This is a genomic window from Bifidobacterium scardovii JCM 12489 = DSM 13734, assembly GCF_001042635.1.
Classification (GTDB): domain Bacteria; phylum Actinomycetota; class Actinomycetes; order Actinomycetales; family Bifidobacteriaceae; genus Bifidobacterium; species Bifidobacterium scardovii.
Genome location: NZ_AP012331.1, coordinates 1,743,662 through 1,760,177 on the forward strand (window position 1 = coordinate 1,743,662; position 16,516 = coordinate 1,760,177).

Sequence of the window (16,516 nt, forward strand, 5' to 3'; positions counted from 1 at the left end):
GAACGTGCGCATAATCTTCGGTTTTTGCCGCATTCCGCGGTACGGCCGGCAGCCTGCTTTGTCGCGCCGCGCGCCCACAATCGTCTCATACGGGAGGGCCGCATACGGCCCGCCCCGGTTCATCGAACAGGGAGGCAAGATGTCCAAATACCGCAAGTCGCGCATGTGGGCGCCGGACGGGTTTTTCGAATGCGAGGGCCGCGGACTGCAGTGGCTCGGCGAGGCGCACGCGCAGGGCGGACCGCGCGTCGTGGACGTCTACGAATGGGGCAAGGACTATCTGGACATCGAACGGGTGAACGCCTGCTCCCCCACGCCCAAGGCCGCGCACGACTTCGGCGCCGCGCTGGCGCGCATGCACGACGCCGGCGCCGACCACTTCGGCTCCGCGCCGGCGGGCTACACGGGAACCTGCTATTTCGGCCCGCTGCAGGACCCGGTGCCGATGGACACCGGAACGTGGGACGATCCGGCAACCTACTGGGCCGAAGGCCGGTTGCTGCCGATGGTGGAGCTGGGCATACGCCGCGGCGAGCTGACGAGCGCGGACTTGGACCTCACCCGGCGCGTGATCGACCGTCTTCCCGAGCTGCTGGGGCGCGCCGCGGCGGACAAGCCAGCGCGCGTGCACGGCGATCTGTGGAGCGGCAATGTGATGTGGACCGCCGATTCGGGCCAGTGCGAGGCGGTGCTCATCGATCCCGCGGCGCACGGCGGGCACCGCGAGGAGGATCTGGCGATGCTGCACCTGTTCGGCATGAGCTATCTGAGCGAGATCATGGACGGCTACCAGTCCGTGCACCCGCTGAAGGCCGGCTGGCAGGAACGCGTCACGCTGTGGCAGCTCTACCCGATCGCCGGCCACTGCGTGTTCTTCGGCGGCGGCTACGTCAGCGAATACCGCTCCATGTGCCGTTCCCTGCTGCACTGACAAACAAATATTATTGGGCTCCCCTCTCGGGGAGCCCAATATATGCGCTCAGCTCAGCGCGTCCTTCAGCTTGCTGAAGAAGCCCTTGCGGCCGGAGCCGCCCGCGGCGGGCTTGGAGCTCTGCGCCACATGCGAGGCGTCGGCATCGTGGCTGGCGGCGAATTCCTCCATGAGCTGGCGCTCGTGTTCGTCGAGCTTGGTCGGCACGCGCACCGCGATATGGGCGATCAGATCGCCGCGCTCGCCCTGCTGGCGCACGCGAGCGACGCCCAGGCCCTTGAGCGCGACGGTGTCGTCCTGCTGGCAGCCCTCGGGCACGCTGATGGTCCGCATGCCGTCGAAGGTCTCGATATCGAGGTCGTGGCCGAGCACGGCCCAGCTCATCGGCACCTGGACCCAGCAGTGCAGGTCGTCGCCGTCGCGGGTGAACTGCTTGTCCGGCTTGATGCGGATGTCGACGTACAGGTCGCCGGCGGCGCCGCCGCCCTCGCCGACCTCGCCCTGATGGCTCAGCCGCAGCCTGGCGTTGTCGGTGATGCCGGCCGGGACCGACACGCCGACGGAGCGCGTGGTGCGCACGCGGCCATGGCCCATGCACTGCGGGCACGGGTTCTCGATGATGGTGCCGTGCCCCTCGCACCGCTCGCAGGGGGCGGAGGTCATCATCTGGCCGAGCATCGTGCGCACGACCTTCTGCGTGAAGCCCTGGCCATGGCACTGCGGGCACGGCTTCGGAGCCGCGCCGTCGGCCGACCCGGAGCCCGAGCACTGCTGGCACAGGCCGAAGGTGTTGATCTTGATGTGCGCGGTGCCGCCGAACACCGCGGTCTTCAGATCGATGGACGCCGAGGCGAGCGCGTCGCGGCCCGGCTGGGTGCGCGGGGTCGGCCCCTGGGCGCCGCCGAACGCGCCGCCGAAGAACTGACCGAAGATGTCACCCATGTCCCCCATGCCGGAGAAGCCGCCGGAGGGGAAGCCGCCGCCGTTCGGATCGTTCGGGTCGACGCCGGAATCGTACATGCGGCGCTTGTCCGGGTCGGAGAGCACGTCGTAGGCGCTGTTGACTTCCTTGAACTTGTCCTCGAATTCCGGACCGGCGATGTCGGGATGGTATTTGCGGCTCATCTTGCGATAGGCCTTCTTGATCTCGTCCTCGCTGGCCGTGCGTTCCACGCCCAGCACCTCGTAGTAGTCTGCTGCCACTTGATTCGTCCTTCAATCCGTTGTTTGACGCGTGTTATTGTGCCATAAGGCTGGGTCAGTCCGGCTCGTCGCCGCCATCCTGGGCGATGAACGCCGTCAGATAGCGGGCCACGGCCCTCACCGCGGCCATGGTCGCGGCGTAGTCCATATGCGTCGGTCCGATCGATCCGACGAAGGCGACCGGGCCGTCCGAACCGGATGCGCCGGCGCCCGCGGAGCCGCCGGACTGCGCCCCCGGGCCGTCGGCCGCGCTGTCGGGGGAACGGCCGTAGCCGCTGGTCACCACGGAGGCGTGCAGCAGACCGGGCGTATGCGTTTCCGAGCCGATCGCCACGCCGACGCCGTTGGACGGCGCCTCCTCGCTCAGCGCGCTCATCAGCTTCATGAGCACGACCTGCTCCTCCAGCGCGTCGAACAGCGGCGCCACATCGGCCAAGGTGCGCTGATGGGCCAGTTTCGAGGCGCCGGCCATGTACAGTTCTCTCGCGCTCTCGTCGTCGGCCATGCTTTCGAACGCCGTCGCCAGCGAGTCAGCCAGGGTGCGCAGGCTGCGGTAATCGGGGCGCGAGGCCATCGCCCGCACCGTCTCCGCGCTCGCGGAGAGCGACGCCGACGCGCATTCGGCGTTCACCGAACGGGTGAACCGCGCCAGCAGGTCCTGCCCGGGCGGCCCGGCGACGTGCAAAAGGTGCTGGACGACGCGCCCGGTATCGGTGATCACGACGGCGAGCAGCGCGTTCACGCCGACCGTGACGATCTCCACATGCCGCACCGTCGCCTTCGACAGCGCCGGCGAGGCGACGACCGCCACCTGTCCGGTGATCTGCGAGAGCAGGCGGGCGGCCCGCTGCAGCGTGTCCTGCAGATTGACCGAACCGTCGAGGAACGTGCCGATGCCGCGGCGCTGCGCCTGCGACAGCGGCACCACGGTGGCGAGCCGGTCCACGAAATAGCGGTACCCCTTTTCCGTCGGGATGCGCCCGGCGGAGGTGTGCGGCTGGATCAGGTAGCCCTCGTCCTCCAACGCCGCCATGTCGTTGCGCACGGTGGCCGAGCTGACGCCCAGATCGTGCGTCTTCGTGAGCGCCGACGATCCGATGGGCTCCTGCGAGCGAATGTAGTCCTCGACGACGGCGCGCAATACCAGCATGCGTCTCGACTGCGTCATACGCGCCTCCCCTGTTGTCCGTGATCCGCCTGTCAGCGATCCGCCCGCCACGCCGGCGCGAGCCGGGCGGCCATTCGCGGGCCGACCGCGCATCCGTGCATGCGGGCTGGGTATGTCTCAAGTTTTAGCACTCCATGCAGCCGAGTGCTAATCCGTTCGTTCTGGGAGTATTCCGAAGGCGGGCATTCCGAAGGCCTCGCGCCGGGCCTCCCCCGCCTTCGGCACGGTCCATGGGCGTCCCGACGCATCCTTGGAGCGCCCCGAAGCGCCCGTGTCAGGGCGACACTGCGCGTAATGCCACATTTTTGTTCACTGTGAACGCTAACAGCACACAAGTTAACAAAAACACGCCAAAATCGCACCGCTAAGTCGGTTGAGGCGGTTAGTATGTAAGAGCAATGTGAGGGTATGCATGGCCCGGCACAAGCCGGACGCGTGGTACCCGAAGTATTGGAAGGAAAATTACAGACATGACCGAATTCAAGGAAACCGAACTGGACGAACGCGCCATCAAGATGGCCAAGGTCCTTTCGGCTGACGCGGTTGAGAAGGCTGGTTCCGGCCACCCCGGTTCCCCCGTCTCCCTGGCGCCTGTCGCCTACACGCTGTACCAGCATTTCATCAAGCACGATCCGAACGATCCCAACTGGGAGGGCCGCGATCGCTTCATCCTTTCCGGTGGACACGCTTCGCTGACGCAGTACGTCCAGCTGTACTTCTCCGGCTATGGCGTCACCCTGGACGACCTCAAGTACTTCCGCGGCGGCGCTGACACCCGCACCCCGGGCCACCCCGAGTATGGCCTGACCCCGGGCATCGAAATGACCACCGGCCCGCTGGGCCAGGGCTTCGCCTCGGCCATCGGCTTCGCCTACGGAGAACGCTTCCAGCGCGGCCTGCTCGACCCGGACACCCCGAAGGAAGAGTCCCCCTTCTACCACAAGATCTGGGCCATCTGCGGCGAAGGCGACATCGAGGAAGGCATCTCCGGCGAGGCCGCCTCGCTGGCCGCCAACCAGAAGCTCGGCAACCTGACCGTGATCTTCGACGCCAACCGCATCCAGATCGAGGGCGACACCAACCTGGTGCTGGCCGAGGACGTGCTCAAGCGCTTCCAGGCCTACGGCTGGTACACCGACGAGTTCAGCTTCATCCAGCCCGACGGCTCCTACAAGGAGGACGTCGAGGGCCTGGCCGACGTCATCGCCAAGGCCGAGAAGGCCGCTCCGGACCAGCCGAAGCTCATCAAGGTCCACTCCCTGATCGCCTGGCCGACCCCGGGCAAGACCAACGACCCGTCCTCCCACGGCTCCAAGCTGGGCGCCGAGGCCGTCGCCGGCCTCAAGAAGGTCCTCGGCTACGACCCGGAGGAGTCCTTCCACGTCGACGAGGAAGCCCTCGCCCACGCCCGCAAGGTCGCCGAGCGCGGCCTCGAGGCCCACAAGGAATGGGACGAGAAGTTCGACGCGTGGCGCAAGGCCAACCCGGACAAGGCCGCCCTGTACGACCGCCTGAAGGCCGGCGAGCTGCCGGAAGGCTTCGACAAGGCCCTCGACGACCTCGAGGCCACCTTCGAGGTCGGCAAGAAGGTCGCCACCCGTGGCGCCTCGGGCTCCGTGCTCAACGCCATCGCAGCCGTCATGCCGGAACTGTGGGGCGGCTCCGCCGACCTCGGCGGTTCCAACAAGACCGACCTCAAGGGCGCCGCCACCTTCGCCCCGGCGGAGTGCGCCACCAAGCAGTGGCCGGTCTGCAACGAGTTCGGCCGCCAGCTGCACTTCGGCGTGCGCGAGTTCACCATGGGCTGCATCACCAACGGCATCCTGCTGGGCTCCCACACCCGTCCGTTCGGCGGCACCTTCTTCATGTTCTCGGACTACGAGCGCTCCGCCGTCCGTCTGGCCGCCCTCATGGAGATCCCGAACCTGTACATCTGGTCCCACGACTCCGTCGCCGTCGGCGAGGACGGCCCGACCCACCAGCCGGTCGAGCACCTTGCCTCCTTCCGCGCCATCCCGCAGCTCGAGGTCATCCGCCCGGCCGACGCCTTCGAGACCGCCGAGGCCTACCGCTACTTCTTCGAGAAGAAGAACACGCTGCCCGGCGCCATGATCCTGACCCGCCAGGGCGTCCCGGTGCTCGCCGAGACCGCCGACAAGGCCAAGGACGGCGTGCGCAAGGGCGCTTACGTGCTCGTCGACACCGAAGGCACCCCGGACGTCATCCTCATGGCCTCCGGCTCCGAGGTCCAGTGGGCCGTCGAGGCCGCCAAGACCTTGGCCGGCAAGGGCGTCAAGGCCCGCGTGGTCTCCGTCCCGTCCATGGAGTGGTTCGAGGAGCAGGACGCCGAGTACAAGGAGGCCGTGCTTCCGGCCGCCGTCAAGGCCCGCGTCTCCGTCGAGGCCGGTGTGGCCATGCCGTGGTACAAGTACCTCGGCACCTATGGCAAGCCGGTGTCCATCGAGCAGTTCGGCCTGCAGGGCGATGGCGCGCAGAACATGATCGACCTCGGCATCACCGCCGAGCACGTGGTGGAAGCCGCCGAGGCCTCCATCGCCGAAGTCGAAGCCGCCAAGTGAGCAATAACTAAATAATTGTTGGCTCCCCTCCCCGAGGGGAGCTGCCACCGGTAGGTGGCTGAGGGGAGCACTGCTTGAGCCCACTCCCCTCAGTCCGCGTTGCGGGCAGCTCCCCTCCCCAAGGAGAGGGGAGCCCAGGGCACAATCCAAGGAGAAAAATAAATGACTGAAGCAACTCAGCGTACGTCCGACAACGGCGTTTCCATCTGGCTGGACGACCTGTCCCGCTCCCGCATCGAGTCCGGCTCCCTGCAGGACCTCATCGCCAACAAGAACGTCGTCGGCGTGACCACCAACCCGTCCATCTTCCAGAAGGCCCTGAGCCAGGTCGGTCCGTACGACGCCCAGCTCAAGGAGCTCGGCAAGGTCGACGTCGAGACCGCCGTGCGCGAGCTCACCACCACCGACGTGCGCAACGCCACCGACATCTTCCGCGAGATCGCCGAGAAGACCGACTTCGTCGACGGCCGCGTCTCCATCGAGGTCGACCCGCGCCTGGCCCACGACACCGAGAACACCGCCAAGCAGGCCGTGGAACTCTGGGAGAAGGTCAACCGCCCGAACGCCATGATCAAGATCCCGGCGACCCTCGAGGGCCTGCCGGCCATCACCGCCACCCTGGCCAAGGGCATCTCCGTCAACGTCACCCTGATCTTCTCGCTCGAGCGCTACGAGCAGGTCATCGACGCCTTCATCGAGGGCATCGCCCAGGCTGACGCCAACGGCCACGACCTGAAGCACATCGGCTCCGTCGCCTCCTTCTTCGTGTCCCGCGTGGACACCGCCGTCGACAAGCTGCTGGAAGCCAACGGCTCCGACGAGGCCAAGGCCCTCGAGGGCAAGGCCGCTGTGGCCAACGCCCGCCTGGCCTACGAGCTCTTCGAGAAGAAGTTCGCCGAGGATCTGCGCTGGGCCGGCCTGGCCGCCAAGGGCGCCAAAGTCCAGCGTCCGCTGTGGGCCTCCACCGGCACCAAGAACGCCGCCTACTCCGACTGCAAGTACGTCGACGAGCTGGTTGCGAAGCACATCGTCAACACCATGCCGGAGAAGACCCTGAACGCCCTTGCCGACCACGGCAACGGCGCCCCGTCCATCGAGGGCACCTACGAGGAGTCCCACGCCGTCATCAACAAGCTGGCCGAGCTGGGCATCAACCTCAAGGACGTCACCGACAAGCTGGAGGCCGACGGCGTCGCCGCCTTCATCAAGTCCTGGGATTCCGTGCTGGCCGACGTGCAGTCCGGCATCGACCGCGTGAACGCCTGAGACCATTGCTGACGCGCCGAGCGCGCGTCAGCGGTGATTGAACACACAGAGACCCCCGACCCCATCGGTCGGGGGTCTCTTGTTTGTTGCTTTGTCCTCACGATCGCCCCATCCCGGATGGCGCCGCCCCACCCGTCACGCAACGCTCATACGATCGCGTCGACGATGGGACGCAGACTTGCTGCAAGTCGGGGCGCGTCGACGGTCACCGTCCCATACAACGCGACGACGTCGATTTCGTCATATTCATGGACCAGCACATTGCGCAGCGCCCTGAGCTCCTTCCACGGGAGATCCGGTCTGGCATCATGAAACGCGTCGGACAGCCGCCGTGCGCATTCCTGCACTTGGGTCATTTCCATGGCCACCGAATTCAAGAGGACGCGATTGTTCTCCAACGCACGCGCGGAGCGCATGGTCCGCACATCCTCGATGGCGTAATCCAGATGTTCGAGCAGCCGGATGAGATTGGTCTCGTCCCGGAAGTCCTGGTCCTGATGAATATGCATCAGGCCACCTTGATCATGTCCAGCTGAATATGCTCGAGGAATCGCCGACTGGCACGGCTTCGTTCCGCGCTGCGCAGCAAGGCGTCATACGAGGTGAGCGACACCTTGCGCCCCAGCAGTGCTTCAAGATCTTCCATCAGTTCCTGCACGGAACCCAACGAACGCGGTGCATCCGGTTTCAGCCGGTATAGCAGATCCACATCCGAATCAGGCCGGGCATCACCACGCGCCACCGAACCGAACACGTACATCTCGGCGATATGGTACTTCTCGACCAGCCTGGCGACGGACAGCTTCAGAGTGACGATTTCCAGCACGCTCTGCGTGGGACGGAGCTTTTCCAACGCATGCTCGTAGCGCATAAGAAGCGCCTGCGTCGGATTGCCTTCCTCGCTCTCGACGCGCGACAGCGCCGACTGCGTGGTGCCCATGGCTTCAGCAACGGCTTTCTGGCTCAGGCCCAGCCGAATGCGATCATCTTTGAGCTCATACATGGACTTCATGCAGTGATAATAGCATATATGCTATATGCATGCGTTGCGCCGACCGCCGTGTCTCCTGCCGCAATCGGCATGACAGCGCATACAGCTTTTCTGTATGCCGCCTTGTACCGCGCGGGCCGGCACCGTTACGCTGAGCCTCATCATCGGTCGTGATCGGGGCATATCGATCCCGACCAGGACGATGCCCGAGCCGATGGAAACGAAAGGCGGGCGGATATGGATGATCAGACAGTGGGCAGGCACCGGCATCACACGCCGGACACGGCCGCATATGCGGCGATGGCCGTCATCGCATCGCTCAGCGGGGCCGGAGTCTCCTTCGCGCCGTTGTACGAGCGGATCTGGGGAGGCGCGATGCTGCATCCGGCGTGCCCGGCTATCGCCCGGATGTCGTATTACCGGTCGCTGGAGTCATACGGGGAGTACGGGGCCTGCGTCACGTCGCCGGTCTGGTTCGCCGCGGCAAGCGTACTGGGCGCCATCGCGGCCGCGGGGATGACCATCGCCGGGCTGACGGCCGCAAGACGCCATGACCCCATGCGGCGCCGCACCCGCGCATCCGTCATCGTGCCGGCCGCCGTATCGACTGTCGCCGTCGCGATCATGCTGCTGCTCAGCGCCAATCCGGTGACCGCGGCGGCGTGGGCGGCCTATGCGGCGATCTGGCTGGCCTATGGCCTGATCGGACCCCGGTGGCGGACCGGCGAATCGCCCGTCATGACGTTGCTGGTCATGCAGATCGGAGTGCTGCCGGTACTGGTCTGCGAATACACGGTGTCCGACGAGGTCAACGTCAGCGGCGGCGCGACGATCGCCTGTTGCCTTGGCATGGCGGCCTATGCGGTGATCCGGGCCGGCCATACCGGCAGCCGTGATCCGCACGCCGACCGCACGCCGATATATGTCCTCGCGCTGTTCTGGCTGATCAGTTCCGTGACGACCTACCAATACGGCGGCCTGAGCGGCATAACCGATTTCTGCCCGGCGCTGTCGGCGACCGACGAAGCCGGGCTCGTCGCTTACTGCATAGGGCCGGGCGCGCTGGCCGCGCTCAACGTCACGGCCCGCATCCTGCCGGCGATATCCCTGATCGCGGTGGCAATGGCGGTCAGGGTCGGCGTCCGGGGCGGGCAGCGCACGGCGGCCACGGTATACCGTCTGCTGGCCTCGGCGCTGTCGGCCGCCGCGTTCGTGATCGCGTTCACCATGGCGTAGAATGACCTAGCCCACGTATGAATGTTATGTCTGGCTGCCCTCCATGAGGGGAGCCAGACGCGTAACGGTCTGAGGGGAAGCATTCCAGAGGATGCCCGGTACAAGCCGACCCGCATGAGCTCCCCCAGTCGACCACGTCGACAGCTCCCCTCAGAGAGGGGAGCCAGGCATAAACGACATCGCGGGCCGAGCCGATGCACGCATACCAGGAGCCCCAACCACCATCATGACCTCACATCTCGCCGAAGCAGGACGCACGCTGATCCCACGCAAGGACGACCGCTACGGGCTGCTCTCCCCCGCGCTGGTGATACTCACCTTCGTGGCAGGTCTGGTGGACGCCCTGAGCTATCTGGCGCTGGGGCACGTGTTCGTGGCCAACGTGACCGGCAACATCGTCTTTCTGGGCTTCGCGATCGCCCACGCGCAGGGCTTCGTCTGGTGGACCTCGGCCCTGACGCTGGTCTCCTTCATCATCGGGGCCTCCACCGGCGGGCGCATCATCCGGCATTACGGCGACCATCACGTCAGGCATCTGCTGGCGTCGACCTGCGTGCAGGCGGCGTTCGTGCTGGCGGCCCTGATCGGCATCTATCTGCTGAACCGCTTCTCCCCCGAACCGGCGATGGGCGGGCTCGACGCCGAGGCCATCGCGCGTTCCACGCAGCCCAGCCTGAACTTCCCGACCGCACGCCACATCGACCTGCATATCATCCTGCTCATCGTGCTGCTGGCCCCGGCGATGGGCATCCAGAACTCCACGGCCCGCAAACTGTCGGTGCCGGACCTGCCGACCACCGTGCTCACCATGACGCTGACCGGCATCGCCGCCGACACGTCGGCCCGCGGCCATGAGCACTCGAAACTCGGCCGCCGCGCCGTCGCCATGCTGGCTTTGGCGCTCGGCTCGCTGACCGGCGCCTATCTGCAGTCGCACGGGCACGAGGACCTCATCCTGATGCTGATGATCGTCTGCCTGCTGGTGGTCATCGGCATGATGCTCCCCCACATCCATTCCGACGCCCGATGGGTCGCCGAGCGCTGATCACCCCCGGTTCGGGCCGATCACGGCCGCTCGTCGGCCGCGGCGCGCATCAGCGAGCGATAGGTGGCGAAGAACAGGAGTCCGGCGACGATGCCGGCGCTGGCGTCGGAGATCGGCTCGGCGATGAAGATGCCGTCGACGCCCAGCCAGCGCGGCAGCAGCAGGGCCAACGGCACCAGCAGGATGACCTTGCGGAAGATCGCGAGGAAGATCGACTGCCTGGCCTGCCCCATGCCGACCAGCGCGCACTGCGCGCCCATCTGGATGCCGAAGATGCCCCATCCGCTCACGAATATGGGCATCATCGCGGTCACGATGTCGATCACATCCTGTTTGGACGTGAACCACGAGGCGAAGAACCCGGGGAACGCCGCCAACATCGACACGAGCACCGTGGCGGACACGATCTGCGTGGCGAAGGCCATGCGAACCGCCTGGCGCACGCGGTCCATGCTGCGCGCGCCGAAATTGAACCCGATGATCGGCTGGATGCCCTGCTGGAACCCGCTGGTGAGCACGCTGACGATCTGCATCAGCGAGGTGATGATGGTGATCGACGTGATGTAGTCATCGCCGCCGTACCGCTGTAGCCCGACGTTGAACACCACGTTGATCAGGCATTCGGTGATCTGCATGATGAACGGCGCCAGACCAAGGGTCAGCACCGGCACGATGATCCGGCCGAAGCGGATGGCTTGGGGGTGCAGCCGTATGGCGCTGCGCCCGGAGGACAGGAACCATACGATCCATATCGCCGACAGCAGCTGGGCGGTCACGTTCGCCGCGGCCGCTCCCCTGACGCCCCATCCGAACACGAAGATGAAGATCGGGTCGAGCGCGATGCTGGTGAGCGTGCCGATGAGCACCGACACCATGGCGATCGCGGTCTTGCCCTGCGCGGAGATGAAGTTGTTGAGGCCGAGCGTCAGCTGCACGAACAGCGTGCCGGCCAGATACACGCCGAGGAAATCGGTCGCGTAGCCGATGGTCGCGTCGCTGGCCCCGAAGGCGTACAGCACCGGACGTTTGACCAGTTGCAGCACGACGGTGAGCACCACGGCGATCGCGATCAGGCAGGCGGTGCTCGCGCCGAGGATGCGCTCGGCCTTCCTGAAGTTGCCGCGCCCGAGCTCGATCGAGGCGCGTGGCGCGCCGCCCGAGCCGATCAGCTGGGCGAAGGCGGTGACGGCGAGCAGGATGGGAAAGCAGATGCCGATGCCGGTCATCGCGGCGTCGCCGACCTCAGGGATATGGCCGATGAACAGGCGGTCGATGATCGTGTACGAGGCGTTGGCCCCCTGCGCCACGATCGTCGGCACCGACATCGACAGGGCCAGCCTCGCCACCGGCTTCGTGCCAAGCCCGGAATCCAGCGTCCTCGTCACGGTCACTGGCGGTAGTAGCGCAGGAAGTCCGCCAGCTTGTCGGAGGCGTCCTTGAGCACCTCGATGCGCGGCAGGTAGACGATGCGGAAGTGGTCGGGCTCATGCCAGTTGAACCCGCCGCCGCGCGTGACGAGGATGCGCTTGTCGTGCAGCAGGTCGAGGGCGAACTGCTCGTCGTCGGTCACGTTGAACTTCTTCACGTCGATCTTCGGGAAGATGTAGAACGCGGCCTTCGGCTTGACGGCCGTGACGCCGGGGATCTCGTTGAGCGCCTTGTAGATGAAGTCGCGCTGCTCGTAGAGGCGCCCGCCCGGCACGATGTAATCGTTGACGCTCTGGTGGCCGCCGAGCGCCGTCTGCACGATCGACTGCGCGGGCACGTTCGAGCAGATGCGCATGTTGGTGAGCATGTTAATGCCCTCGATATAGTCCTTCGCGACCGACTTGTTGCCCGACAGGATCATCCATCCCACGCGGTATCCGGCGATCATATGCGATTTCGACAGGCCGGAGAAGGTCACGCAGAACAGGTCGGGCGCCATCGAGGCGATCGAGATGTGCTCGAGCCCGTCCATGACCAGGCGGTCGTAGATCTCGTCGGAGAAGATCATGAGCTGGTGCTCGCGGGCCAGGTCGACGATCTGCTGGAGCACCTCCCTCGGGTAGAGGGCGCCGGTCGGGTTGTTCGGGTTGATGAGCACGATCGCCACGGTTCGGTCGGTGATCTTCGCGCGCATGTCGTCGATGTCGGGGTACCACTCGGACTCCTCGTCGCATACGTAGTGCACGGCGGTGCCGCCGGCCAGGTTCACGCATGCGGTCCACAGCGGGTAGTCGGGGCTGGGCACCAGCACCTCGTCGCCGCTGTCGAGCAGCGCCGACATCGACAGGTTGATGAGCTCGCTCACGCCGTTGCCGGTGTAGATGTCCTCGATGCCGACGTTGGGGATGTTCTTGAGCTGCGCGTACTGCATGATGGCCTTGCGCGCGGAGAACAGGCCCTTGGACGCGGAATAGCCCTCGGTTTCGGTGAGCTGCTGGGCCATGTCGTAGACGACCTCGTCCGGCGTGCGGAAACCGAAGGGGGCCGGATTGCCGATGTTGAGCTTGAGCACGTGCGTGCCCGACTGCTCCATGCGGGCGGCCTCGTCGACGACCGGGCCGCGCACATCGTACAGCACATCATCGAGTTTGTGGGATTTGCCGAAATGACGCATGGTGATTCCTTCTTCCGACGTTTGGTTGGCATGATCGCCGCGCTCCGCGCGCGGACCGGGCTCGGACGGTCCATCCGCCGCGTGGCCGGCTTCGCCGTGCCGGCTCGGCGAGGGGTCCCCGGCCGGTTCCATGGGCGGTTCGCCGTCCGCGAGCCACGCCTGGCGCACATGCAGCTCATCGGCCAGGAACGCCATGATGTCGTGGCGCGGCACGGTCTTGCCGCTGACGTACTGGCTGACATGGCTTTTGCCGAGCTTGACGCCCTGCCTCTCGGCGGCGCGCACGATGTCGACCTGCTTGAGGCGCCGCAGGGCCATCGCCCTGCCGAGCCTGGTGGAAAACGATTCCGATGTCATGCCTCTCCTTTGCCGCTTCACGATGGCGAAAGTTCAACGTGATGCGTGAAGCGCTGGTTCAAACTGTAGCACTCCTGAACGGCGAAGCCTCCGGAAAGTTCAATTTTTATGTGATGATACTGTGAATGCGCATCACAGGAAGTTCAATTTCGTTGAACTCTATCTGGCTCCCCTCCCCGAGGGGAGCCAAATAGCGCGCTACCGGTTGAAGGACTCTCTCGTCTTGGCGGCGAGCTGCCCGCATGCGCCGTCGATGTCCTGCCCGCGGGTGTCGCGCAGCGTGGCGGTGATGCCGGCGGCGTGCAGGATCTCCAGGAACCGCCGCTCGTCCTCGGGCTTGGAGGCGGTCCACCGCGATCCCTCGATCGGATTGAGCGGGATCGGGTTGACGTGCGCCCAGTTGTCGCCGTAGTGGTTGAGGCGCTTGGCGAGCAGCCGGGCGTGTTCGGCCTGGTCGTTGATCCCGCGCATCAGCGCGTATTCGATGCTCACCCGGCGCTTGGACGCCAGATAGTAGTCGTGCGCGGCGTCCAGCACCTGCGTGGTGTTGAACCGCTTGTTCATCGGCACGAGCTCGTCGCGCAGCTCGTCGCTCGGTGCGTGCAGCGACACGGCGAGGCGCACAGGAATGCCCTCGGTGGCGAGCTTCCTGATGCCGGGGACCACGCCGACCGTCGAGACGGTGATGTTGCGTGCGGAGATGCCGAAGCCCTCCGGGGGCATCGCGCTGATCTGGCGCACCGCGGACATGACGGAGCGGTAGTTACCCATCGGCTCGCCCATGCCCATGAACACGACGTTGCTCAGGCGTCCCGGGCCTCCGGCCACCTCGCCGTCGCGCATCATGCGGGCGGCGACGCGCACCTGCTCGATGATCTCGCCGGCCGACATGTTGCGGGTCAGCCCCAGCTTGCCGGTGGCGCAGAACGGGCAGCCCATGCCGCAGCCGACCTGACTGGAGATGCACAGCGTGGTCCGCGTCGGATAGCGCATGAGCACGGACTCGATATGCGATCCGTCGAACAGGCGCCACAGCGCCTTGATGGTGGTGCCCTCGTCGGCGACCTGCCGGGTGACCTCGTGGATGAGTTCGGGGAAAAACGCCTCGGCGGCCTCGGCGCGCTTGGCGACCGGGAAATCGGTGAATTCCTCGGCGTTCACGTCGAAATGGCCGTAGTAGTGGTTCGCCAGCTGCTTGACGCGGAACTTCGGCAGCCCCAGCTCCGCGGCTTTCGCGATGCGCTCCTCGCCGCTCATGTCGGCGAAGTGCAGCGGCGGCTTGCCGCGACGCGCGTGGTCCTTGGCCAGCACGTCGCGGAACGCGCCGCTGGTGCCGCCCGGCGTGATGCCGGTCTCGGGCAGGTCCGCGGACGGCCCGGATGCGGTGCCCGGCTTATCGATGCTTTCGTTCATGGTATATGCGCCTCACAGTCCCGTGGCCCACAGCAGCACGCAGGTGAACGGCGCGGACAGCAGGATCGAGTCGACGCGGTCCATCACGCCGCCGTGCCCCTTGAGCAGGTGGCCCATGTCCTTGATGCCGATGTCACGCTTGAGCATGGACGCGCACAGATCGCCGAAGGTGCCGACGATGCCGATCATGACGCCGGCCACGACGGGGACCCACCAGCGGGTCGCCCACATCGAGGCGTCGTAGGTGCAGGCGAAGACGGCGAACGCGCCGGCCATCGCGAACAGCATCGAGCCGATCAGGCCCTCCACGGATTTCTTCGGTGAAATGCGCGGGGACAGCTTGTGCTTGCCGAGCCATGCGCCGGCGAACAGGCCGCCGGTGTCGCTCAGGGCCGGCAGGAACACGAGCATGATGCCGTGCGCCACCGGATGCCCGTTGAAGGTCAGCGGGATCACCAGGCAGGAGCCGAGCAGGGGGATGTACAGCAGCGTGAACAGTGACACGGCGACGTGGCTCAGCCGGCTGTGATGCTGTTCGCCGCCCTCGTGGTTGAAGGAGGATTCCAGGCGGGCGCCCGCGTCGGTGTGGGCCAGCTTGGAGGCGACGGCCGCGGACAGCCTGCTGCCGAAGCTCATCTTGGCGCTGGCCGCCAGCGTGACCAGCAGGGCGGACGTCATGATGCTCAGCGACATCGCGACGATGTGGTGCTCGGAATAGTAGGTCGCCAGCAGGGTGAACGTCGAGCAGATCCAGAGCATGACGACCGGGATGTGCAGGCCGGCCGTGGCGAAGTCGACACGCAGCTCCCACAGCGCGAGGATCATGAACACCACGATGAGCACCACGAACAGGTCGATGCTGATCAGCAGGCATGCGAGAATCACCGCGATGAGCACCACCGCCGTGCCGATGGCCTGCGGCATGTTGCGTCCGGTTTTCTTGTTGATCGCGTCGAGGGCTTCCTCGGCCTCTTTTTCGCGCTGTTCCCGGGTTTCCATCATCATCCTCCACGATTCGCCCCCATAGGGGCCCGGCTACTGCCATGGAACCGGCCCGGGGAACCCGCCTGCTGCGGCGCCCCCGGGCCGGACCATTTCCCGCAGGCCAGCCCTGATGCCGGGCCTGCGAAAGGGATGGAGATCAGACCTCCATGATCTCCTTCTGCTTGGTCTCCAGCAGCGCATCGAGCTGGTCAGTGGTCTGCTTGGTGACCTTGTCGAGCTCCTTGAGCAGGCGGTCGCCCTCGTCCTCACCCATGTCGCCGTCCTTGACGGCCTTATCGATGGACTCCTTGGCCTTGCGGCGGATGTTGCGCACCGCGACCTTGCCGTCCTCGGCCTTGCCCTTGGCGAGCTTGACGTACTCCTTGCGGCGGTCCTCGGTCAGCTCGGGCATGGTCAGGCGGATCACGCTGCCGTCGCGGCGCGGGCTGGCGCCCAGGTCGGAATCACGCAGCGCCTTTTCGACGGCGTTGGCCTGCGACGGGTCGAACGGGGTGACCGACAGGGTGCGAGGCTCGGGGACGCCGATGGTCGCCATGGACTTGAGCGGGGTCGGCGCGCCATAGTAGTCGACGGTGATGCCGTTGAGCAGGGCCGGGTTGGCGCGGCCGGTGCGGATGCCGGAGAAGTTCTCCTTCGTGTTCTCAACGGTCTTGTTCATCTGGTCCTTGGCCTGATCGACGAGATTTGCCATGTTTGCTCCTTGGTTGGTTGCGGTTATCG

The 16,516-nt window shown here is 66.0% G+C and carries 14 protein-coding genes; 5 read left to right on the forward strand and 9 right to left on the reverse strand.

Annotation, left to right across the window (positions count from 1 at the left end; translation table 11 throughout):
• Positions 1 to 139: 139 nt before the first annotated feature.
• Entirely contained in the window at positions 140 to 931 is a 792-nt protein-coding gene (locus BBSC_RS07225; RefSeq protein WP_033519297.1) for a fructosamine kinase family protein, read from the forward strand.
• A gap of 48 nt (positions 932 to 979) precedes the next feature.
• Here BBSC_RS07225 and dnaJ read toward each other — a convergent pair whose 3' ends face one another.
• Both dnaJ and hrcA read right to left on the reverse strand, forming a co-directional pair.
• Complete coding sequence (gene dnaJ / locus BBSC_RS07230; protein ID WP_033519296.1) at positions 980 to 2,134, reverse strand: molecular chaperone DnaJ; 1,155 nt, start codon at positions 2,132 to 2,134, stop codon at positions 980 to 982.
• Between the two features lie 55 nt (positions 2,135 to 2,189).
• Positions 2,190 to 3,302 carry a heat-inducible transcriptional repressor HrcA gene (hrcA, locus tag BBSC_RS07235; protein ID WP_033519295.1) on the reverse strand — a complete coding sequence of 371 codons (1,113 nt, stop codon included), beginning with the start codon at positions 3,300 to 3,302 and terminating at the stop codon, positions 2,190 to 2,192.
• A 470-nt stretch (positions 3,303 to 3,772) separates the two neighbouring features.
• Here hrcA and tkt point away from each other — a divergent pair, with 470 nt between their 5' ends.
• Both tkt and tal read left to right on the forward strand, forming a co-directional pair.
• Positions 3,773 to 5,881 carry a transketolase gene (tkt, locus tag BBSC_RS07240; protein ID WP_033519294.1) on the forward strand — a complete coding sequence of 703 codons (2,109 nt, stop codon included), beginning with the start codon at positions 3,773 to 3,775 and terminating at the stop codon, positions 5,879 to 5,881.
• 162 nt (positions 5,882 to 6,043) lie between these two features.
• Positions 6,044 to 7,147: a transaldolase gene (gene tal / locus BBSC_RS07245; protein ID WP_033519293.1), complete on the forward strand. Its 1,104-nt coding sequence runs from the start codon at positions 6,044 to 6,046 to the stop codon at positions 7,145 to 7,147.
• Between the two features lie 146 nt (positions 7,148 to 7,293).
• Here tal and BBSC_RS07250 read toward each other — a convergent pair whose 3' ends face one another.
• Both BBSC_RS07250 and BBSC_RS07255 read right to left on the reverse strand, forming a co-directional pair.
• Entirely contained in the window at positions 7,294 to 7,656 is a 363-nt protein-coding gene (locus tag BBSC_RS07250; protein ID WP_033519292.1) for a HepT-like ribonuclease domain-containing protein, read from the reverse strand.
• Positions 7,656 to 8,150 (reverse strand): nucleotidyltransferase domain-containing protein, encoded by a 495-nt coding sequence (locus BBSC_RS07255; RefSeq protein WP_033519321.1) that lies wholly within the window; start codon positions 8,148 to 8,150, stop codon positions 7,656 to 7,658. The genes BBSC_RS07250 and BBSC_RS07255 overlap by 1 nt, the downstream gene beginning before the upstream one ends.
• Positions 8,151 to 8,375: 225 nt before the next feature.
• On the opposite strand from BBSC_RS07255, the gene BBSC_RS07260 reads away from it, so the two are divergent.
• Positions 8,376 to 9,374: a hypothetical protein gene (locus BBSC_RS07260; protein WP_049185013.1), complete on the forward strand. Its 999-nt coding sequence runs from the start codon at positions 8,376 to 8,378 to the stop codon at positions 9,372 to 9,374.
• 226 nt (positions 9,375 to 9,600) lie between these two features.
• The gene (locus tag BBSC_RS07265) at positions 9,601 to 10,419 is read left to right on the forward strand and encodes a YoaK family protein (protein ID WP_033519291.1); all 819 of its coding nucleotides are present in this window, start codon (positions 9,601 to 9,603) and stop codon (positions 10,417 to 10,419) included.
• A 20-nt stretch (positions 10,420 to 10,439) separates the two neighbouring features.
• Here BBSC_RS07265 and BBSC_RS07270 read toward each other — a convergent pair whose 3' ends face one another.
• The 5 genes from BBSC_RS07270 to frr form a co-directional block, all read right to left on the reverse strand.
• Positions 10,440 to 11,744 (reverse strand): MATE family efflux transporter, encoded by a 1,305-nt coding sequence (locus BBSC_RS07270; RefSeq protein WP_051923160.1) that lies wholly within the window; start codon positions 11,742 to 11,744, stop codon positions 10,440 to 10,442.
• 62 nt (positions 11,745 to 11,806) lie between these two features.
• Positions 11,807 to 13,378 (reverse strand): aminotransferase class I/II-fold pyridoxal phosphate-dependent enzyme, encoded by a 1,572-nt coding sequence (locus tag BBSC_RS07275; RefSeq protein WP_081892878.1) that lies wholly within the window; start codon positions 13,376 to 13,378, stop codon positions 11,807 to 11,809.
• 198 nt (positions 13,379 to 13,576) lie between these two features.
• The gene (gene rlmN / locus BBSC_RS07280) at positions 13,577 to 14,791 is read right to left on the reverse strand and encodes a 23S rRNA (adenine(2503)-C(2))-methyltransferase RlmN (protein WP_046726310.1); all 1,215 of its coding nucleotides are present in this window, start codon (positions 14,789 to 14,791) and stop codon (positions 13,577 to 13,579) included.
• Positions 14,792 to 14,803: 12 nt separating this feature from the next.
• Entirely contained in the window at positions 14,804 to 15,790 is a 987-nt protein-coding gene (locus BBSC_RS07285) for a phosphatidate cytidylyltransferase (RefSeq protein WP_033519315.1), read from the reverse strand.
• A 142-nt stretch (positions 15,791 to 15,932) separates the two neighbouring features.
• Positions 15,933 to 16,487, reverse strand: coding sequence for a ribosome recycling factor (gene frr / locus BBSC_RS07290; protein WP_033519290.1), 555 nt, complete (start codon positions 16,485 to 16,487; stop codon positions 15,933 to 15,935).
• Positions 16,488 to 16,516: the final 29 nt, after the last annotated feature.

Bases quoted from the DNA above. Each gene is read 5' to 3' on its own strand.
- BBSC_RS07225 (WP_033519297.1), top strand. From the start codon at position 140: ATGTCCAAATACCGCAAGTCGCGCATGTGGGCGCCGGACGGGTTTTTC.
- hrcA (WP_033519295.1), bottom strand. From the start codon at position 3,302: ATGACGCAGTCGAGACGCATGCTGGTATTGCGCGCCGTCGTCGAGGAC.
- tkt (WP_033519294.1), top strand. From the start codon at position 3,773: ATGACCGAATTCAAGGAAACCGAACTGGACGAACGCGCCATCAAGATG.
- tal (WP_033519293.1), top strand. From the start codon at position 6,044: ATGACTGAAGCAACTCAGCGTACGTCCGACAACGGCGTTTCCATCTGG.
- BBSC_RS07250 (WP_033519292.1), bottom strand. From the start codon at position 7,656: ATGCATATTCATCAGGACCAGGACTTCCGGGACGAGACCAATCTCATC.
- BBSC_RS07255 (WP_033519321.1), bottom strand. From the start codon at position 8,150: ATGTATGAGCTCAAAGATGATCGCATTCGGCTGGGCCTGAGCCAGAAA.
- BBSC_RS07260 (WP_049185013.1), top strand. From the start codon at position 8,376: ATGGATGATCAGACAGTGGGCAGGCACCGGCATCACACGCCGGACACG.
- BBSC_RS07265 (WP_033519291.1), top strand. From the start codon at position 9,601: ATGACCTCACATCTCGCCGAAGCAGGACGCACGCTGATCCCACGCAAG.
- BBSC_RS07270 (WP_051923160.1), bottom strand. From the start codon at position 11,744: ATGTCGGTGCCGACGATCGTGGCGCAGGGGGCCAACGCCTCGTACACG.
- BBSC_RS07275 (WP_081892878.1), bottom strand. From the start codon at position 13,378: ATGACATCGGAATCGTTTTCCACCAGGCTCGGCAGGGCGATGGCCCTG.
- rlmN (WP_046726310.1), bottom strand. From the start codon at position 14,791: ATGAACGAAAGCATCGATAAGCCGGGCACCGCATCCGGGCCGTCCGCG.
- BBSC_RS07285 (WP_033519315.1), bottom strand. From the start codon at position 15,790: ATGGAAACCCGGGAACAGCGCGAAAAAGAGGCCGAGGAAGCCCTCGAC.
- frr (WP_033519290.1), bottom strand. From the start codon at position 16,487: ATGGCAAATCTCGTCGATCAGGCCAAGGACCAGATGAACAAGACCGTT.